Source organism: Pseudomonas sp. BN411 (assembly GCF_029871235.1).
GTDB lineage: Bacteria > Pseudomonadota > Gammaproteobacteria > Pseudomonadales > Pseudomonadaceae > Metapseudomonas.
On the sequence record NZ_SSOM01000018.1, the window covers coordinates 1 to 18,460 of the forward strand.

General features: G+C 64.4%; 17 protein-coding genes and 1 tRNA gene. 4 read left to right on the forward strand and 14 right to left on the reverse strand.

Going from position 1 to position 18,460, the window contains the following annotated elements:
• The 7 genes from E8F06_RS00755 to leuC form a co-directional block, all read right to left on the reverse strand.
• Positions 1-1,323, reverse strand: a 1,323-nt coding sequence (locus tag E8F06_RS00755; protein WP_280363213.1) for a FimV/HubP family polar landmark protein, incomplete at its 3' end; no start/stop codon positions are given.
• 142 nt (positions 1,324-1,465) lie between these two features.
• Positions 1,466-2,494, reverse strand: a complete 1,029-nt coding sequence (locus tag E8F06_RS00760; protein WP_280363216.1) for an aspartate-semialdehyde dehydrogenase — start codon at positions 2,492-2,494, stop codon at positions 1,466-1,468.
• Positions 2,495-2,603: 109 nt separating this feature from the next.
• Complete coding sequence (gene asd, locus E8F06_RS00765; RefSeq protein ID WP_280363218.1) at positions 2,604-3,716, reverse strand: aspartate-semialdehyde dehydrogenase; 1,113 nt, start codon at positions 3,714-3,716, stop codon at positions 2,604-2,606.
• A gap of 56 nt (positions 3,717-3,772) precedes the next feature.
• Complete coding sequence (leuB, locus tag E8F06_RS00770; protein ID WP_280363221.1) at positions 3,773-4,855, reverse strand: 3-isopropylmalate dehydrogenase; 1,083 nt, start codon at positions 4,853-4,855, stop codon at positions 3,773-3,775.
• Between the two features lie 42 nt (positions 4,856-4,897).
• Complete coding sequence (locus E8F06_RS00775) at positions 4,898-5,662, reverse strand: class I SAM-dependent methyltransferase (protein WP_280363223.1); 765 nt, start codon at positions 5,660-5,662, stop codon at positions 4,898-4,900.
• A gap of 16 nt (positions 5,663-5,678) precedes the next feature.
• Positions 5,679-6,323 carry a 3-isopropylmalate dehydratase small subunit gene (gene leuD / locus E8F06_RS00780; RefSeq protein WP_280363225.1) on the reverse strand — a complete coding sequence of 215 codons (645 nt, stop codon included), beginning with the start codon at positions 6,321-6,323 and terminating at the stop codon, positions 5,679-5,681.
• A 15-nt stretch (positions 6,324-6,338) separates the two neighbouring features.
• Complete coding sequence (gene leuC, locus E8F06_RS00785) at positions 6,339-7,763, reverse strand: 3-isopropylmalate dehydratase large subunit (protein ID WP_280363227.1); 1,425 nt, start codon at positions 7,761-7,763, stop codon at positions 6,339-6,341.
• Between the two features lie 166 nt (positions 7,764-7,929).
• Between leuC and E8F06_RS00790 the strand changes: the two genes are divergently transcribed.
• Entirely contained in the window at positions 7,930-8,817 is an 888-nt protein-coding gene (locus E8F06_RS00790; protein WP_028631318.1) for a LysR family transcriptional regulator, read from the forward strand.
• 112 nt (positions 8,818-8,929) lie between these two features.
• Positions 8,930-12,616, forward strand: coding sequence for a PAS domain S-box protein (locus tag E8F06_RS00795; protein ID WP_280363229.1), 3,687 nt, complete (start codon positions 8,930-8,932; stop codon positions 12,614-12,616).
• Between the two features lie 49 nt (positions 12,617-12,665).
• Here E8F06_RS00795 and E8F06_RS00800 read toward each other — a convergent pair whose 3' ends face one another.
• On the reverse strand, positions 12,666-13,112 hold the full coding sequence (locus E8F06_RS00800) for an Hsp20 family protein (protein WP_226283917.1): 447 nt from the start codon (positions 13,110-13,112) through the stop codon (positions 12,666-12,668).
• 122 nt (positions 13,113-13,234) lie between these two features.
• Here E8F06_RS00800 and E8F06_RS00805 point away from each other — a divergent pair, with 122 nt between their 5' ends.
• Positions 13,235-13,969 carry an SDR family oxidoreductase gene (locus tag E8F06_RS00805; protein ID WP_280363244.1) on the forward strand — a complete coding sequence of 245 codons (735 nt, stop codon included), beginning with the start codon at positions 13,235-13,237 and terminating at the stop codon, positions 13,967-13,969.
• Positions 13,970-13,990: 21 nt separating this feature from the next.
• On the opposite strand, the gene E8F06_RS00810 is transcribed toward E8F06_RS00805, so the two are convergent.
• Positions 13,991-14,965 carry a tRNA-dihydrouridine synthase gene (locus tag E8F06_RS00810; protein WP_280363231.1) on the reverse strand — a complete coding sequence of 325 codons (975 nt, stop codon included), beginning with the start codon at positions 14,963-14,965 and terminating at the stop codon, positions 13,991-13,993.
• A 126-nt stretch (positions 14,966-15,091) separates the two neighbouring features.
• Here E8F06_RS00810 and E8F06_RS00815 point away from each other — a divergent pair, with 126 nt between their 5' ends.
• The gene (locus tag E8F06_RS00815; RefSeq protein ID WP_280363233.1) at positions 15,092-15,484 is read left to right on the forward strand and encodes a hypothetical protein; all 393 of its coding nucleotides are present in this window, start codon (positions 15,092-15,094) and stop codon (positions 15,482-15,484) included.
• Positions 15,485-15,487: 3 nt separating this feature from the next.
• On the opposite strand, the gene E8F06_RS00820 is transcribed toward E8F06_RS00815, so the two are convergent.
• The 5 genes from E8F06_RS00820 to E8F06_RS00840 form a co-directional block, all read right to left on the reverse strand.
• Positions 15,488-15,937, reverse strand: coding sequence for a thioesterase family protein (locus E8F06_RS00820; protein WP_280363235.1), 450 nt, complete (start codon positions 15,935-15,937; stop codon positions 15,488-15,490).
• Positions 15,934-16,584, reverse strand: coding sequence for a bifunctional 4-hydroxy-2-oxoglutarate aldolase/2-dehydro-3-deoxy-phosphogluconate aldolase (locus E8F06_RS00825; protein ID WP_280363237.1), 651 nt, complete (start codon positions 16,582-16,584; stop codon positions 15,934-15,936). Before E8F06_RS00825 ends, E8F06_RS00820 begins: the two co-directional genes overlap by 4 nt.
• A gap of 114 nt (positions 16,585-16,698) precedes the next feature.
• Positions 16,699-17,541 (reverse strand): alpha/beta fold hydrolase, encoded by an 843-nt coding sequence (locus E8F06_RS00830; protein WP_280363239.1) that lies wholly within the window; start codon positions 17,539-17,541, stop codon positions 16,699-16,701.
• Positions 17,542-17,552: 11 nt separating this feature from the next.
• Positions 17,553-18,092, reverse strand: coding sequence for a TetR/AcrR family transcriptional regulator (locus tag E8F06_RS00835; RefSeq protein ID WP_280363241.1), 540 nt, complete (start codon positions 18,090-18,092; stop codon positions 17,553-17,555).
• Positions 18,093-18,261: 169 nt separating this feature from the next.
• Positions 18,262-18,337, reverse strand: a tRNA-Glu gene (locus E8F06_RS00840).
• Positions 18,338-18,460: the final 123 nt, after the last annotated feature.

The window sequence follows — 18,460 nt, forward strand, 5'->3', positions numbered from 1 at the left end:
GGACGGAGCGGGCGCAGCTGCAGTTGCCGGTGCTACAGGTGCGGCCGGCGCGGGTTGTGCCGAGGCCTCTGCCGGCTTGGCCGGAGCAGCGGCAGCAGGAGTAGCAGCCGGAGTTGCCGGAGTTGCCGGAGCAGCAGGAGCCTGCTTGCCCTGACCGGCCATGTCGGCCTGCAGCTTGGCGAGCTGGCTGTCCTTGAGCTGGATCAGACGCTGCAGCTTGTCCATCTGGCTCTGCAGGTCGGTCATCCGACTCTTCAGTTCGTCATTCTCGCGACGAGTCGAGTCCAGGCTTTCCTGGGTCACGGCCAATTTGTCGCTGAGCGCCTTGCTTTCGCCGTTGGCGCCCTTGTCGCTGCCACTGGAAGCCTTGCCGCTGGCGGCGGATACCAGTCGCAGATTGTCCTCGGTTTCAACCTTCTCGGGGGCGTCGCCGGCACTGGTGCGCTTGGTGGCGTCGAGCTGGCGCTTGCCCTCCCCCGCCAGGCTGCGGCCTTCACGCCACGCGGTGTTCTGTGCCTGGACCTGGGCGATGGCCTCGGCCTGGGAACGGCTGGCGATCTGCTTTTCATCAGGCAGGCGCAGGACCTGGCCGCTCTTCAGTCGATTGATATTGCCGTCGACGAAGGCATCCGGGTTCAGGTCCTGGATAGCCAGCATCGCCTGGTGCACCGAACCACTGGCACGGGTACGGTCGGCGATCTCCCAGAGGGTGTCGCGAGAAGTAGTGCGGTATTCATCGGTCGGCGCCTTGGGCGCGGCGGCCGGCGCTGCAGCCGGGGCACTCGGACGCGGTGCGGCGGCGACAGGAGCTGCAGGAGCGGTGCGGACCGGGGCAGGAGCCGGAGCTACCGCGGGACGCGGCGCCGGAGCAGGTGCGGCGACCGGAATCTTCGGCGCTGCGGCGGCTGCGGCCTGAGGCGAATAGAGCGGTGGATCGAGGAGCAGCGTGTACTCACGCAGCAGACGGCCGTTGGGCCAGAGCACCTCGACCAGGAAATTCAGATAGGGTTCACGGACCGGCTTGCTGGAGGTCACTCGAATGACACTGCGGCCATTGGGCTTGAGGACGGGTGTGAACTTGAGGTCCTGCAGGAAGTACTGACGATCCACGCCAGCCTTGGAGAAATCCTCGGCCGACGCCAGGTTCGGCTTGACCTCGGCCGACGCCAGGTCACGCACTTCGAGCAGTTCGATCTCCGCATCCAGGGGCTGGTTCAAGGACGAGCGCAGGGTGACTTCCCCGAGCCCGAGGGCGTTGGCAACACCCGAAGTCAGCGCGGTTGCAGCCGCGATTGCCAGCACAAGTTTGCGAACCCGAACCATAGAGTGATTCCCTTGTTTTATCTTTTTTCTCGCTGCGCGAGATGAGGGTCTTAAGTCGCTGCCTGCGCGCGCCGAAACGGCGGCTCCCCATCAACGATAAGGCCAAGCCAGTATTGTCAAGCTAGAATATTTCTACAAATTTTCAGGTAAGTATCTTTGACAGATAGTGTTTTATCAACAACTCGGCCGACTGCACGGCATTCAGCGCAGCGCCTTTTCTCGCATTATCTGAAGCAATCCACAAATTGAGTTCACTGGGGTCATCCAACCCACCCCGAACCCTTCCTACATATACCGAATCCTGCCCCACGGCGTCGCCGACAGCGGTCGGATAATCGCCCTCCTCTTCCACGAATTCGACGCCCGGCGCCGTCGCCAGCCGCTCACGTACTCGCTCAAGGTCCACCGGCTGCTCAGCCACGACGGATACCGCCAGGCTGTCGCCGAAGAAGACCGGGGCCAGGGCGCAGGTGGTGGACACACGAAGGCCCGGCAAGCCAAGCAGCTGCTTGATCTCGCCAGCCAGTCGCCGTTCCAGGGCGATATGCCCCTCGGCATCCGGCTCACCGGCCTGCGCCAGGACATTGAAGGCGATCTGTCGATCGAAGAAGCGCGGCTCCAGTGGTCGCGCGTTGAGCAGCTCCGCAGTCTGGCGGGCCAATTCGGTGACACCTTCACGACCACGACTGGATACCGCGAGGCTGGCCATCACGCTGAGTCGTTGCGGCTTGAGCAGATCGCCGAGCGGCGCCAGTACGCAAGCCAGGGCGACCGCCGAAGCGCTGGGACTGGTCAGCCGGTACGGCGCCGTCAACGTGTCGAGCGATTGAGGGTTGGCTTCCGGGACCAGACCAGGTGCTTCAGCCGGATCGAGAGCACCGGACAGGTCGATCAGCGAGCAACCGGCCGCTGTCGCACGTGCAGCGAAACCGCGGGTAACCGCCTCGCCGGCAGCAAAGAAGGCGAGATGGACCTGGGAGAAATCGAAATCGGCCACGTCCCGTACCCGCAGGTTACGGCCCTTGAAGGGAACGGACGCCCCAGCGGACTCGCCGCTGGCGAGCAGATGCAGGTTGCCGACCGGGAATTCCCGCTCTTCTAGGATCTGGACGAGGGTTTCGCCAACGGTGCCGGTGGCGCCGATCACGGCGATATCGAGGGACTGGCTCATGGGGGAGAACTTCTGGCGATGCGGGGAGCGGCACTTTAACCGCCACCCCGCACACAGGCAATCGAGGGTCAGAAGGTGCCGACGAGCCTCATCGACACCCTCCCTGCCATCAACGCTCCAGCAGGATGCGCAGCATGCGGCGCAGCGGCTCGGCGGCGCCCCAGAGGAGCTGGTCGCCAACGGTGAAGGCGCCCAGGTACTGCGAGCCCATGTTGAGCTTGCGCAGGCGGCCAACCGGAACGGTCAGGGTACCGGTCACGGCGGTCGGGGTCAGTTCGCGCATGCTGATTTCGCGCTGGTTGGGCACCAGTTTCACCCAGGGGTTGTGCTGGCTGATCATGCCTTCGATGTCGGCGATCGGCACGTCCTTGTTCAGCTTGATGGTCAGCGCCTGGCTGTGGCAACGCATGGCGCCGATGCGCACGCAGATGCCGTCCACCGGGATCGGGCTCTTGATGCGACCGAGGATCTTGTTGGTCTCGGCCTGGCCCTTCCACTCTTCGCGGCTCTGGCCGTTGGGCAGTTCCTTGTCGATCCACGGGATCAGGCTGCCAGCCAGGGGAACGCCGAAGTTTTCGGTGGGGAAGTCTTCGCCGCGCATGGCTTCAGCCACCTTGCGGTCGATGTCGAGGATGGCACTGGCCGGATTGGCCAGATCATCGGCGACCGCAGCATGGGTTGCGCCCATCTGCTTGATCAGTTCGCGCATGTTCTGAGCGCCGGCGCCGGAGGCCGCCTGGTAGGTCATGGCGCTCATCCACTCCACCAGTCCAGCTTCGAACAGGCCGCCCAGGGCCATCAGCATCAGGCTGACGGTGCAGTTGCCACCGATGTAGTTCTTGGTACCAGCGTCCAGCTTCTGATCGATGACCTTGCGGTTTACCGGATCGAGGACGATCACTGCGTCATCCTGCATGCGCAGGCTGGAAGCGGCGTCGATCCAGTAGCCCTGCCAACCGGCTTCGCGCAGCTTGGGGAACACCTCGTTGGTGTAGTCGCCGCCCTGGCAGGTCAGGATCACATCGAGGCTCTTCAGCTCGTCGATGCTGTAGGCATCCTTCAGCGGAGCAATGTCCTTGCCGACCGCAGGGCCCTGGCCACCGACATTGGAAGTGGTGAAGAACACCGGCTCGATCAGGTCGAAATCCCGCTCTTCCAGCATTCGCTGCATGAGAACGGAACCCACCATGCCGCGCCAACCGATCAGACCTACACGCTTCATGACAACTACACCTTTCTTGAAAAGTGGGCCGCCGGTATTCCAGCGGGCCCGACAGATTACAGATTACGCAGTGCCGCGACCACTGCATCGCCCATTTCGCGAGTACCGACCTTGGTCGCACCGGCGGAGTAGATATCGCCGGTCCGCAGCCCCTGGTCCAGCACCAGGCTGACGGCCTTCTCGATGGCGTCGGCGGCAGCGGTCTGGTTGAAGCTGTAGCGGAGCATCATCGATACGGAGAGTATGGTCGCCAACGGGTTGGCAATGCCCTGGCCGGCGATGTCCGGCGCAGAACCGTGGCAAGGTTCGTACATACCCTTGTTGTTCGAATCCAGCGAGGCAGAAGGCAGCATGCCGATGGAGCCGGTGAGCATGGAAGCCTCATCCGACAGGATGTCGCCGAACATGTTGTCGGTGACCATCACGTCGAACTGCTTGGGCGCACGCACCAGTTGCATGGCGGCGTTGTCGACGTACATGTGGCTGAGCTCGACGTCCGGATAATCCTTGGCCACCTCTTCCACCACTTCGCGCCACAGCTGGCTGGAGGCCAGCACGTTGGCCTTGTCCACCGAGCACAGCTTCTTGTCGCGCACGCGGGCCATGTCGAAACCAACGCGGGCAATGCGGCGGATCTCGCTCTCGCTGTACGGCAGGGTGTCGTACGCCTGGCGCTCGCCGTTCTCCAGCACACGCTGCTCACGGGGCTGGCCGAAGTAGATACCACCGGTCAGCTCGCGAACGATCAGAATGTTGAGGCCAGCGACCACTTCCGGCTTGAGGCTGGAGGCTTCGGCCAGTTGCGGATAAAGGATGGCCGGGCGCAGGTTGGCGAACAGGCCCAGTTGCGAACGGATCTTCAGCAGACCGCGCTCCGGACGGATGTCACGCTCGATCTTGTCCCATTTCGGACCACCTACAGCGCCCAGCAGTACGGCATCGGCCTTGCGTGCGCGCTCCAGGGTTTCGTCGGCCAGGGGTACGCCGTGCTTGTCGATGGCAGCACCGCCGATGACGTCTTCAGTCAGTTCGAAACCGAGCTGGAACTTGTCGTTGGCCAGCTCCAGCACCTTGACCGCTTCGGCCATGATCTCCGGGCCGATACCGTCGCCGGGGAGAATCAGAATCTGCTTGCTCATGCTTTCCTCTCGTTAGGCGCACTCCGCGCCATGCAATGCGTTCTAGCGTTCGGCCCAGAGCACCAGGACATCGGTGCTGAAGGAGCCGTCCGCGGAAATTTCGAAATACTCGCGAACCTCATCACCCACGGATGCCTGCAAGGCCAGGATGGCCTCGCGGAACACCGCCGGTGTGCGCATGCGCTCTACCCAGGAGGCGAACTCCAGGCGCAGCCGCTGGCGCGTGTGACTGCGCGTCTGCAGACCGGCCTCGGCAACCTGGCGTAGCCACTCGGCGGGCGAGTAGTTACGCACGTGGCTGGTGTCGCGCAGCACTTCGACGGTTTGCAGGTGGGTATCCAGTAACGGACGGCCAGGCGAAGCCACGTCGATGAAAGCAGCCACGCCGCCCGGTTTGAGTACGCGGCGAACTTCGCGCAGGGCTACGCCCAGGTCGCTCCAGTGATGCGCCGAATAGCGGCTGAAGACGAAATCGAAGCTGGCGTCGGCAAACGGCAGCGCCTCGGCCATCCCCTGCTGGGTGACGACGTTGCGCAGACCGCGCTGGGAAGCGGCACTGGCCACCACGTCGAGCATCTGCGCGGAGAGATCGTAAGCGACGACTTCACCGACCAGCGGTGCCACCTGGAAGGCCACATGGCCCGCGCCGCAACCGAGGTCCAGCACGCGCGCGTCACCGCGCCCGGCTACTTCGGCTTGCAGCAGGGCGAACTCGGTGCCCTGGGCATGCACGGCGCTATTCAGGTAGGCAGAGGCCTGCTCGCCGAACTGGCGCTGGACCACTTGCTCATGGGCCTTGTCGCTCACGTCGCTCTCCTTGATATCAGGCGTCGCGGAACAGCCAGGGGCTTTCCTGGCGGTGTTTGCCTTCGAAGGTCTTGATCGCTTCAGCGTCCTGCAGGGTCAGGCCGATGTCGTCCAGGCCATTGAGCAGGCAGTGCTTGCGGAACGCGTCCACCTCGAAGCTGTACTGCTTGCCATCCGGACGGGTGACGGTCTGCGCGGCGAGGTCGACGGTCAGCTGGTAGCCCTCGGCGGCCTCGCACTGTTGGAACAGTTCGTCGACTTCTTCGTCTTTCAGAATGATCGGCAGCAGGCCGTTCTTGAAGCTGTTGTTGAAGAAGATGTCGGCGTAGCTCGGCGCGATGATGGCGCGGAAGCCGTACTCCTCCAGCGCCCAGGGGGCGTGCTCACGGGAGGAACCGCAACCGAAGTTCTCGCGGGCGAGCAGCACGCTGGCACCCTGGTAGCGCGGGAAGTTCAGCACGAAGTCCTTGTTCACCGGACGCTTGGAGTTGTCCTGGTTGGGCTGGCCCACATCCAGGTAACGCCATTCGTCGAACAGGTTGGGACCGAAGCCGGTGCGCTTGATCGACTTGAGGAACTGCTTGGGGATGATCTGATCGGTGTCGACGTTGGCGCGATCCAGCGGAGCGACGAGACCGGTGTGTTGGGTAAAGGCTTTCATCTCGACTCTCCTTCCTTACTTGAGCAACTCGCGAACATCGACAAAACGACCGATCACCGCAGCAGCGGCGGCCATGGCCGGGCTGACCAGGTGGGTACGACCACCGGCGCCCTGACGACCCTCGAAGTTGCGGTTGGAGGTGGAGGCGCAATGCTCGCCACTCTCCAGGCGGTCCGGGTTCATTGCCAGGCACATGGAGCAGCCCGGCTCGCGCCATTCGAAGCCCGCCTCGAGGAAGATCTTGTCCAGGCCTTCCTGTTCGGCCTGTTGCTTGACCAGGCCGGAGCCCGGCACCACCAGTGCCTGCTTGACGGTGGCGGCGACCTTGCGGCCCTTGGCGACTTCGGCGGCGGCACGCAGGTCTTCAATGCGCGAGTTGGTGCAGGAACCAATGAATACGCGGTCCAGCTGGATATCGGTAATCGCCTGGTTGGCGGCGAGGCCCATGTACTTCAGGGCGCGTTCGATGGAACCGCGCTTGACCGGATCGGCCTCGGCAGCCGGGTCCGGCACACGCTGGTCGACCGGCAGCACCATCTCCGGCGAAGTGCCCCAGCTCACCTGCGGCTTGATGTCTTCGGCACGCAGCTCGACCACAGTGTCGAAGTGCGCGTCGGCATCGGAAACCAGATTGCGCCAGGCAGCCACGGCCTTGTCCCAGTCAGCGCCCTTCGGCGCGAAGGGACGGCCTTCGACGTAAGCGATGGTCTTTTCGTCCACCGCCACCAGGCCCACGCGGGCACCAGCTTCGATGGACATGTTGCAGATCGTCATACGGCCTTCGACGGACAGGTCACGAATGGCGCTGCCGGCGAATTCCAGGGCGTGGCCGTTGCCACCGGCGGTGCCGATCCTGCCGATGACGGCCAGCACGATGTCCTTCGCAGTGACGCCGGCGGGCAGCTTGCCCTCCACGCGCACTTGCATGTTCTTCATCTTCTTCGCCACCAGGCACTGGGTAGCCAGCACGTGTTCGACTTCGGAGGTGCCGATGCCGTGGGCCAGCGCACCGAAGGCGCCGTGGGTGGAGGTGTGCGAGTCGCCGCAGACCACGGTCATGCCCGGCAGGGTGGCGCCCTGCTCCGGGCCAACCACGTGGACGATGCCCTGACGCACGTCGTTCATCTTGAATTCGAGAATGCCGAAGTCATCGCAGTTCTCGTCCAGGGTCTTGACCTGGATACGCGACACTTCGTCGGCGATCGCTTCGAGGCCGCCCTGGCGCTCGGCGCGGGTGGTCGGCACGTTGTGGTCCGGGGTGGCGATGTTGGCGTCGATGCGCCACGGTTTGCGACCGGCCAGGCGCAGCCCTTCGAAGGCCTGCGGTGAGGTCACTTCGTGAAGGATGTGACGGTCGATGTAGATCAGCGACGAACCATCGTCGCGGCGCTTCACCTCGTGAGCATCCCAGAGCTTGTCGTAGAGCGTCTTGCCGGCCATCGTCAGGTCCTCGTCAGCTTGTTTCTGTGCGCAGGGGTCAAAAGCCCCTTTTGCTTGTGGGGTCGATCCTAGGGGCTTGCATCCAATAACTCAAATTCATATTTTTTATTTAAAGCATTCCACTAAGGAATGCAGATCCTAGCGGCGCAACCCATGGAGCCCAGATATGGATTTGGCCAGCCTCAATGCTTTCATCGCCATTGCCGAGACCGGCAGCTTCTCCGAAGCCGGGGAACGCCTGCACCTGACCCAGCCTGCCGTGAGCAAGCGCATCGCCTCGCTGGAACAGCAGCTCAGTGTGCGCCTGTTCGACCGCCTGGGTCGCGAAGTGAGCCTGACCGAGGCCGGGCGCGCCCTGCTCCCGCGCGCCTATCAGATTCTCAATGTGCTGGACGACACCCGCCGCGCCCTGAGCAACCTGTCCGGCGACATCAGCGGCCGCCTGACCCTGGCCACCAGCCACCACATTGGCCTGCATCGCCTGCCGCCCCTGCTGCGCGCCTTCACCCGCGCCTACCCCCAGGTCGCGCTGGACATCCAGTTCCTCGACTCGGAAGTGGCCTACGAGGAGATTCTCCACGGCCGCGTGGAGCTGGCCGTGATCACCCTGGCGCCAGAAACGGCATTGCCGGTGCAAGCGGTGCCGGTGTGGAACGACCCGCTGGACTTCGTCGCCGCGCCGGAACACCCGCTGGCCCGCGACAAGACCATCTTCCTCCCCGACGTGGCGCGGCATCCGGCGGTATTCCCGGGCGGCAACACCTTCACCCACCACATCGTCCGGCGGATGTTCGAGGCCGAGGGCCTGATGCCGAACATCGCCATGAGCACCAACTACATGGAAACCATCAAGATGATGGTCTCCATCGGTATCGCCTGGAGCGTGCTGCCGCGCACCATGCTCGACGACTCGGTGGTACGCCTGCCCCTGCAGGACATCCAGCTGTCGCGCCAGCTCGGCTACATCCTGCATACCGAGCGCACCCTGTCCAACGCCGCCAAAGCCTTCATGGCGCTGCTGGACGCCCAGCGCGACAACCTTGCGTATCTGTGAGGGCAAAGGATAAGTTGAGCCGCATCACATAAGAAAAGGGCCGGGAAGGCAGCTGCAACCTTCCGCCATTCACCGGCCCGAATATCTGCCCTATCGACGGAAAGGGGCGCGCATGCGCAAAGCCAGTGACCCGAACCCTCCGCTTCCCCATGTTCCTGCCCTCGACCCCGTCGCCTTCGAGCAATCCTGGCAAGACGCCGCGAGCCTGCTGGCCGCGCTGAACGGCGCCCGGTTGGGGGCCTGGTCCTGGGACATCGATTCCGGCCAGGTCAACTGGTCCCGCGGCGCCCAGGCCCTGTTCGGCCTGGACCCTCACCGTCCGCTGCGGCACCCAGTGAATTACATCCAGCTGATCCCCGAGGACGATCGCGTCGAAGTACTGCGTCTGTTCCGCGAAGTGCTCGACGGCCGCCAATCCGAACGCGCCATGCGGCACCGCATCCGCTGGCCCGATGGCACGCTGCATTGGCTGGAGATCAGCGGCAGCCTGCAGCCCACGACTGACGGCCGACGCCGCATGATCGGCGTGATCCGCGACGTCACCCAGCAACAGCAGCGCGCCCAGGACCTGGCCAACTCCCGGCAGCGTTACTCCAGCCTGTTCCACCTGAGCCCGGACGTCGTGCTGCTGGTCCGCCTCACCGACAGCCTGATAGTCGAGGCCAACCAGCACTTCGAGCACGTACTGGGCTGGCCGGTGTCCGAAACCATCGGCCGCACCACCCTGGAGCTGGGCATCTGGGTAGACCTCGAGCAGCGCGAGTGGCTGCTGCGCAATGCCCGCAACAGTGGCGCGCCGATCTCCCAGGAAGTGAAACTGCGCACGCGCAACGGAGGCATTCTGGACGGCGTGCTTTCCAGCCAGTACATCGAACTGGAAGATCAGCCGTTCGCGATCAGTACCTTCCTCGACACCACCGAACGCAAGCGCGCCGAGAACGCCCTGCGCAGCAGCGAGGAGAAGTTCGCCAAGGCTTTCCGCAGCACGCCCGACGCGGTGGTGATCACCGACCGTGCCAGTGGCTGTTTCATGGAGGTGAACGCCGGCTTCGAGCGCCAGTTCGGCTGGAGCCAGGATGAAACCATCGGCCACAGTTCCCTGGAACTGGGCATCTGGGAGGATCCGGCGCAACGCCAGCGGATGCTCGACACCCTGCAGCGCCAAGGCCACCTCCACGAACTGGAAGTGAGCCTGCGTCACCGCGACGGCAGCCGCGCCACTTGCCTTCTCTACGGCGAGGAGATCGAGCTGGATGGCCGCACCTGCCTGGTGCTGACGGCCCGCGACGTCACGCGCCAACGCGCCCAGGAGCAGGCCCTGAAGGACAGCCAGGAGCGCCTCAACCTGGCGCTTGAGTCCGCAGACCTCGGCACCTGGGACTGGCACATCGCGACCGGCATTCTCTACGGTTCCGCGCGCGCTTCGGCCCTCCACGGACTGGCCAGGGAGCCGTTCGAAGGCGAATTCCGCGAGTTCTTCGTCTGCGTGCCGGAAGAGGACCGCCAGACCATGCGCCGCGCCTACCAGGAATTGCTGGAAGGACGGAGCAACGACTACCAGGTGACCTATCGCACGCGCTTCAGCAACGGTGAAGTGCACTACCTGGAAAGCACCGCCAAGCTCTACCGGGACGACCTCGGCCACCCCGTTCGCATGACCGGCATCCTCATGGACATCAGCGAACGGGTTCGCCGCGAACAGCGCCTAGCGGCCTCGGAAGAGAAGTTCGTCACCCTGTTCCAGGCCAGCCCCGACCCGATCTGCGTTTCGCGCATCCGAGACGGCGTATTCATCGAAATCAACCCGAGTTTCAGCGAAGTGTTCGGCTGGCGGCCCGATGAGATCGTCGGCAGAAGCGCCCCGCAGCTCCAGTTCTGGGCCGAGCCCGAGCAGCGCTCACGGCTATTCAGCGAACTGCTGCGCGACCAGGGGTTGGACAACGTCGAAGCACGCTTCCACACCCGCGACGGCCGCCTGCTGACCTGTGTGGTGTCCAGCCGTTTCATTCGCGTCGAACGCCAGCTCTGCATCACCACCACCTTCCGTGACATCACCGCGCGCCAGCAGGCCGAGGCGGCGCTCAAGGCCAGCCAGGAGAAGTTCGCCAAGGCGTTCCACTCCAGCCCCGACGCCATCACCATCACCGAGCGCGACACCGGTCGCTACATCGAGATCAACGAAGGTTTCAGCCGCCTGACCGGATACCGCGCCGACGAAGTGCTGGGGCGCACCGCGAGCGAGATGAACATCTGGGCCAAGCCCGACGAGCGTGATCACCTGCTCGAACAGCTCAGGCGCAATGGCCGCGTGCACCACCTGGAAATGCTCGGCCAGCATCGCGACGGCAGCCAGAAGGTGGTGGAAGTCTCGGTGGAGCAGATCGACCTGGACGGCACGGCTTGCCTGCTCCTGACTGCGCGGGACATCAGCGCGCTCAAGGACGCCCAGGCACAGATCCAGCACCTGGCCTACCACGACCCGCTGACCAACCTGCCCAACCGCGCACTGCTGACCGACCGCCTGACCCAGCAGATCGCCCTGCTGCAGCGTCACAAGATGCGCGGCGCCCTGCTCTTCCTCGACCTCGACCACTTCAAGCACATCAACGACTCGCTCGGCCATCCGCTTGGCGATGCCGTGCTGATGATGGTCACCGCCCGCCTTGAAGCCAGCGTGCGGCTGGAAGACACCGTGGCACGCCTGGGCGGCGACGAATTCGTGGTGCTGCTCACCGGGCTCGAAGGAAAGCGCTCCGAAGTCACCCGGCAGGTTCGGGAAATCGCCGACAAGCTGCGCAAGCTACTGGCCGAACCCATGCTGCTGGACGGGCATCGGCTTCAGGTCACCCCCAGCATCGGCATCGCCCTGATCCCGGATCACGGCGCGAGCCCGGCCGACCTGCTCAAGCGCGCCGACATCGCCCTGTACCGCGCCAAGGATTCGGGGCGTAACGCCATCCAGATTTTCCGCAGCACCATGCAGGAGGCGGCCAGCGAACGCCTGCGCCTGGAGAACGACCTGCGCCTGGCACTGGCCCGCGGCGAGTTCGAGCTGCACTTCCAGCCCCAGGTGGATGCTCGCAACAACCGCATAGTCGGCGCCGAAGCCCTGCTCCGCTGGCAGCATCCGACCCTGGGGCCACAGTCCCCCGGCCATTTCATCCAGGTGCTGGAAGAGAGCGGCCTGATCCTCGACGTCGGTGCCTGGGCGCTGAACGAGGCGTGCAACGCCTGCGAACAGCTGCTCGCCGAGGGCCTGGTCAACGCCAGCGATTTTGGCCTCTGCGTGAACATCAGCCCGCGGCAGTTCCGCCAGAGCGACTTCGTCGAGCGTGTGGAACGCGCCCTGCAACGAAGCCAGCTCCCCGCCCAGTTGCTGAAACTGGAGGTCACCGAAGGCATCGTCATCCAGAACATCGAGGACACCATCGGCAAGATGCGCCGCCTGAAGAAACTGGGCGCCAGCTTCGCCATGGACGACTTCGGCACCGGCTACTCCTCCCTGACCTACCTCAAGCGCCTGCCGGTGGATGCGCTGAAGATCGACCAGTCCTTCGTCCGCGACGCCACCCAGGACCCCAACGATGCGGAGATCATTCGTGCCATCGTCGCCATGGCCCGCAGCCTGGGTCTGGAAATGATCGCCGAGGGCGTCGAGCGCAAGGAGCAGCTGGACTTCCTCGAACAGCAGGGCTGCCACCTGTACCAGGGCTACCTTTACAGCAGGCCGGTACCGCTGGCCGAGTTCCGCGCCCTGCTTGCCCACAGTCAGCAACGACCGCCTGAAAGCGGGCCATGAAAAAGGGCGCCCGTGGGCGCCCTCTTCAATTTCCGGTGAAGCCCGGAGATCAGTTTTCCAGCACTGCGCGCTGGCCGTTGATAGGGATACGCTTGGCCTTGGCCTCTTCCGGCACCACGCGCACCAGGTCGATATTCAGCAGGCCGTTCTGCAGACCGGCGGCCTTGACCTCGATGTGGTCGGCCAGGCGGAAGGACAGCTTGAAGGCGCGCTGGGCGATACCGTGGTGAAGGTAGGTGACGGACTCGTCGCTCTTCTCGCGCTTGCCGCCGCTGACGGCCAGCACGCCACGCTCTACCTGGAGGTCCAGGTCTTCTTCCTGGAAGCCGGCTACGGCAATGACGATGCGGTACTGGTCGTCACCGTGCTTCTCGACGTTGTAGGGCGGATAGGTGCTGCCACCTTCATTGCGCAGGGCGGATTCGAACAGGTCATTGAAGCGGTCGAAGCCCACGGAATGGCGGAACAGAGGGGCGAGGGAAAATGCAGTGCTCATGTAGATCTCCTGAATAATCAGCAAGTATTTCGAGTGCGGGACCCGACTTCGGCATCCCGCAGTAACCTAGATATGGACGCTCGAAAACTTTTCAAGACCCCGAGGAAAAACTCATGAAAGTCATGCTGATCACCGGTGCCAGCCGGGGCATCGGCGCCGCCACGGCGCGCCTCGCCGCGCAACGCGGCTACGCCCTGGGAATCAACTATCGGCAGCAGCGGGACGCGGCCGAAGCACTGGTGCGGGAAATCGAGGCTGCTGGTGGCCGCGCCCTGGCCCTCTGTGCGGACGTCGGCGACGAAGCCCAGGTACTGGCGATGTTCGAACAGTTGGACCAGGCATTCGGGCGGCTGGACGTTCTGGTCAACAACGCCGGCATGCTGGAACGACAGATGCGCCTGGAAGACATGGACGTCGCCCGATTCGAACGGGTACTGCGCGCCAACGTGACGGGCAGCTTCCTCTGCGCGCGGGAAGCCATCAAGCGCATGTCCACCCGCCATGGCGGACAGGGCGGCGCCATCGTCAACCTGTCCTCCATCGCCGCGCGCATCGGCGCGCCGAACGAGTACATCGACTACGCGGCAGCCAAGGGCGCTGTCGACAGCATGACCCTGGGCCTGGCCAAGGAGCTGGCGACGGAAGGGATTCGGGTCAATGCAGTGCGCCCTGGTGTAATCCGCACCGAGATCCACGCCAGCGGCGGCGAGCCGGATCGAGTCCAGCGGGTGAGTCAGTCGGTGCCCATGGGGCGTGGCGGCGAGGCTGAGGAAGTGGCCAGCGCGATCCTCTGGCTGGCCAGCGAGGAAGCGTCCTACACCAGCGGGACGTTCCTGGATGTAGCGGGCGGGCGCTAGAGCCCTGCCCTCACGGAGATTTCAGACCGCCTCGGCCCATTCCCGGCTCAGGTCCGGCACGCTGAGCAGCGAATCGATCCGCGTGCAGTCGTTTTCACGGCGTACCTCGGCGAACAGCGCAACCGCCTCGGGGTAACTGCGAGTGAGCATGCCGAGCCACTGCTTCAGACGCCCCGGCGCATAACGCGGCGCCAGCTTCTTGCGGGCCTGGCGCCAGAAGTCCTGGAGCAGGGGCTGGAGTTCGGCCCAGGTCATTTCCCGCACCGGCTCGCCAGCGCGCGCGGCGGCGATCTGCCGAGCGAGGTCAGGACGGGATACCAGACCCCGGCCAAGCATGATGTCTTCCACACCACTCACTTCGCGGCAACGGCGCCAGTCATCCAGGGTCCAGACTTCGCCGTTGGCGAACACCGGCACCTTGACCGCTTCCTGCACCCGCGCCACCCACTCCCAGTGTGCCGGCGGCTTGTAGCCTTCGACCTTGGTCCGCGCATGCACCACGATCTGCTGAGCGCCCGCGTCAGCCAAAGCCCGCGCGCAATCCAGGGCGCCGTCCGGGCTTTCGAAGCCGAGGCGCATCTTCGCGGTCACCGGAATGTCCGCCGGCACGGCGCGGCGCACCTCTCGAACGATCGCGTGCAGGAGCTCGGGCTCCTTGAGCAGCACGGCACCGCCACGGGACTTGTTCACCGTTTTGGCCGGGCAGCCGAAATTGAGGTCGATCACCGGCGCCCCGAGTTCGCAGGCAAACGCAGCGTTGTCCCCCAGACAGACCGGATCGGAACCCAGCAATTGCACGCGCATGGGCGTGCCGGCACGGGTGCGCGCACCATCGGCCAATTCAGGGGCCAGCTTCTCGAAGGTGCTGGCCGCCAACAGGCGATCGCAGACCCGGATAAATTCGGTCACACACCAGTCGATGCCGCCGACACGGGTCAGCACATCGCGAAGGATCTCGTCGACCAGCCCCTCCATGGGGGCCAGGGCGATTTGCATGGAGGAAAGGCTCACAGGAAAAAGGCGCGTAGTTTACGCAGCATGACGGACGGCGAATATCCCGCGGAGCATACGACGGGACTGATGGTCGAAATTTCACCGATTCAGTGCAGGAGAACTGCCCGGATGAATTCACTCGTACCCGTCCTCGCCGCAGTCATGCTGGCCACCACGGCGGTATTCGCTGCTAGCGAAGCGATACTGTCGCCGCCGCCGCAACCGGTGCCAGAGGCCTTCGGCGAATTGCTGATCAGCCGAGACGAGAACGCCCCGAACGCCTGCGATATCGAACTTTATGTACAGAACGAGCTGGTGGCGCGGGTCGCGCCGGGCCAGTCCGTGAGCATTCCGGTCCCCGCTGGCGAAGTGAGCCTGCGGGTTGCGCAGCACGGCTCCGGCTATTGCGCGGGTCAGTTCGCCGGGAACCCGCAGTCAGCCATCATCGAGCCCGGCGAAGTCCGCCACCTGCGCATCGTGCAGGACGAGCACGAGGTATTCCTCGCACCCGCGGCGGACTGACGCTCAAAGCTCCAGGGGGAATGGCGGCTGCAGCGCGCTGCCGTAACCTTCGACGAACTCTGTCGGCATGCGCTTGGGCCGGCCGGAGGACAGCTCGATGCAGACGAAGGTAGTCCTGGCTCGCAACAGAGTGGTGCCATCCTCCGGCCTAACCAGCTGGAAGCGACGATCCATCTTCAGCTTCTGATCCGACTCGACGATCCAGGTGCCCATTTGCAGCTCCTGGTCCTCATACGCGGCGGCAAGGTAATCGATCTCATGCCGAAGCACCGCCATTGCGCGATCCAGGCGGCGATATTCGGCGAGGTCCAGCCCCAGGCTCTGGGAATGCCGCCAGGCACAGCGCTCCAACCAGCTGACGTAAACCGCGTTGTTGGCATGGCCGAGGCCATCGATGTCGTCGGCACCGACCTTGATGTCAATGACGAACGGATTGGACATGTCCCAGGTCATGAATGGTGCTCCAGGCTGCTGGCCAGCTCGCGGGCTTCACTGGCGAGTTGGGTGATCTGGTCCCAGGCGCGGGCGCGGATCAGGCTCGTCGGCGCGATCCAGGTACCGCCCACACAAGCCACGTTGGGCAGGCGCAGGAAGCTCAGCAGGTTATCCGGCGTCACCCCGCCGGTGGGGCAGAAGCGGATACCGGTAAACGGGCCTTTTAGGGTTTTCAGCATCTTCACGCTGCCATTGCCATTGGCCGGGAACAGCTTCAGCGAACGGTAACCGTACTCCAGCGCCAGCAGCACTTCCGACGGCGTCATCACGCCGGGCAGGTACGGCAAGCCGGAGTCCTCGGCGGCGGCGGCGAGGCGCTCGGTGCAACCGGGGCTGACGGCGAAATGCGCCCCGGCGTCCCGCGCCTCGAGGAATTGTTCGGTGTGGATCAGGGTGCCGGCCCCCACCAGCAGGTCCGGGAACTCCTTGCGGATCGCCGATAGCGCGTCGAGCGCGCGCGGCGTGCGCAGGGTCACCTCCAGCACTTCGACGCCGCCAGCGCTGAGCGCCCCGGCAAGATCCAGTGCCAGCCCGATATCTTCGATCACCAGCACGGGCAGAACCGGTCGCGCCCGCTGCAGCACCACATCCATCGTCAGGCTCATGTCAGTTCTCCACGTTGCAAAGTTCCCGGCCCCGCACCGAAGGCGACAGCGCCGGGCCGATGAACCTTGGAAGTAGAGCACTGACGACAGGTCACCCGCCAGCCCTGCCGAGGCTCAACGCAGAGCTTGTACAGCGCTGAACGGCTCGCGAACCTGCGCCAGCAACCCGAGCACAGCCCTGATCAACCGGGAATCAGACAGCAGGCGCTGATGACCACCCTGCTCCAGGCGCAGCAACTGGCTGTCGAACCATGCGTCGTGGATGACCTGTGCATCACCGGCGGGCACTATCGGGTCGTCGTCGGCGTGCACCACCAGGCCAGGGATATCCAGTTGGTAGCGCTGCACGTCGAGATTCGCTGCGGGAATCCCCGCGTGGGTTTCCACCTGGCTGACAAAATGTGCCCGCGCCTTGGGCGGTAGCCCCATGTAATGGGCGAAGCTGCGCAGTGGCCCGAGGATACGACTGGGCGCCGAAATGCTCACCAAAGCACGCGCCTGCAGACCCATCTGGCTGGCCAGCAAGGCGCTGGCGCCACCCATGGAGTGCCCGATTACTGCATGCAAGGGCGGCAGTTCGCCTGCTGCCTCCAGCAAGGCCCGGGCGAAGAGCACAACATTGGATTCACGCCCCGGTGAGCGGCCGTGGGCCGGAGCATCCAGCGCCACTACGCCGTAACCGGCATCCACCAGGGCCTGGATCAAGCTGGCGAACTGGGTTGGGCGCCCTTCCCAGCCATGCATCAGCAACACAGTCGGGCCACTGCCCCAGCGCAGCGCGGAAAGACCGAAGCGTAGGGTGATGCGTTCGGAGCTGCCGAGCAGCGGCATTTCCCAATCCCGCGGAGGCAGGTTGCGGGGCGTCATGAACTGACGACGCATGCGGCGCGCGACAGCCTGCGGGGCCAGGCGACCGAGGGTGGCATTGACGCCGCGGATGAGGCTCAGGCTATTCATGTTCAGGCTCCTCAAATGACCGCTGACTTGGCGGCGCGCAGTACTCGGTCGGACAGGTCTCCCTCGCCCAGGGCACGAGCCAGGGCCAGGCCACCCACCATCAGGGCGATGTCGGCGAGGGCCATGTCGGCCTCTTCCGGGCTGTCGCACATTGCGGCGCTGAGTACTTCCAGATGCTCAACCAGCACCGCCCGGTAAGCCTCAGGAAGCTGCGGTAGCGCGCCCAGGGAACTGGGCAGCGGACAACCGGAGCGCGTGGCATCCCGATGTTTGCGCGACAGATAGAATCCGACTGCCAGGGCACGGCGCTCCGGCGCGGGCAGACTCGAATCGATCAATGCCATGAGGTCCCGGCGCTTGCGCAGCAATTGCTCGAACACCTCCAGCATCAGCGCGTCCTTGCTGGCGAAATGGGCGTAGAACCCTCCTACCGTGAGGCCGGCGGCGCCCATCACATCAGCCACGCCCGGCTCCTGCGGGCCGTGCTGCAACATGGCTGAAGCTGCGGCCTGCAGGATGCGCTCGCGGGTCTGGGCTTTCTTGTCGCTCATAACGGCCTCTTCATTTGAATTACAGTCATAATATTATTTACGTAATACAAATTGGCAAGTCGCATCTGCCGCCATTCGTCGGAGCTGGAAATTTTTCGGGCGGAAAAACAAAAGGGCCATCCCAAGTTGGAATGACCCTTGAAAAGCCCGCAGAGCGGGAAATTGAAAGTGGCGTCCCCTAGGGGACTCGAACCCCTGTTACCGCCGTGAAAGGGCGGTGTCCTAGGCCACTAGACGAAGGGGACAAAACCTTCGAACAGCAGGGCCAGCGCTAGGCTGGCCCTGAGTGATGCACGCAGCATCGATTTGGTGGAGCTAGACGGGATCGAACCGTCGACCTCTTGCATGCCATGCAAGCGCTCTCCCAG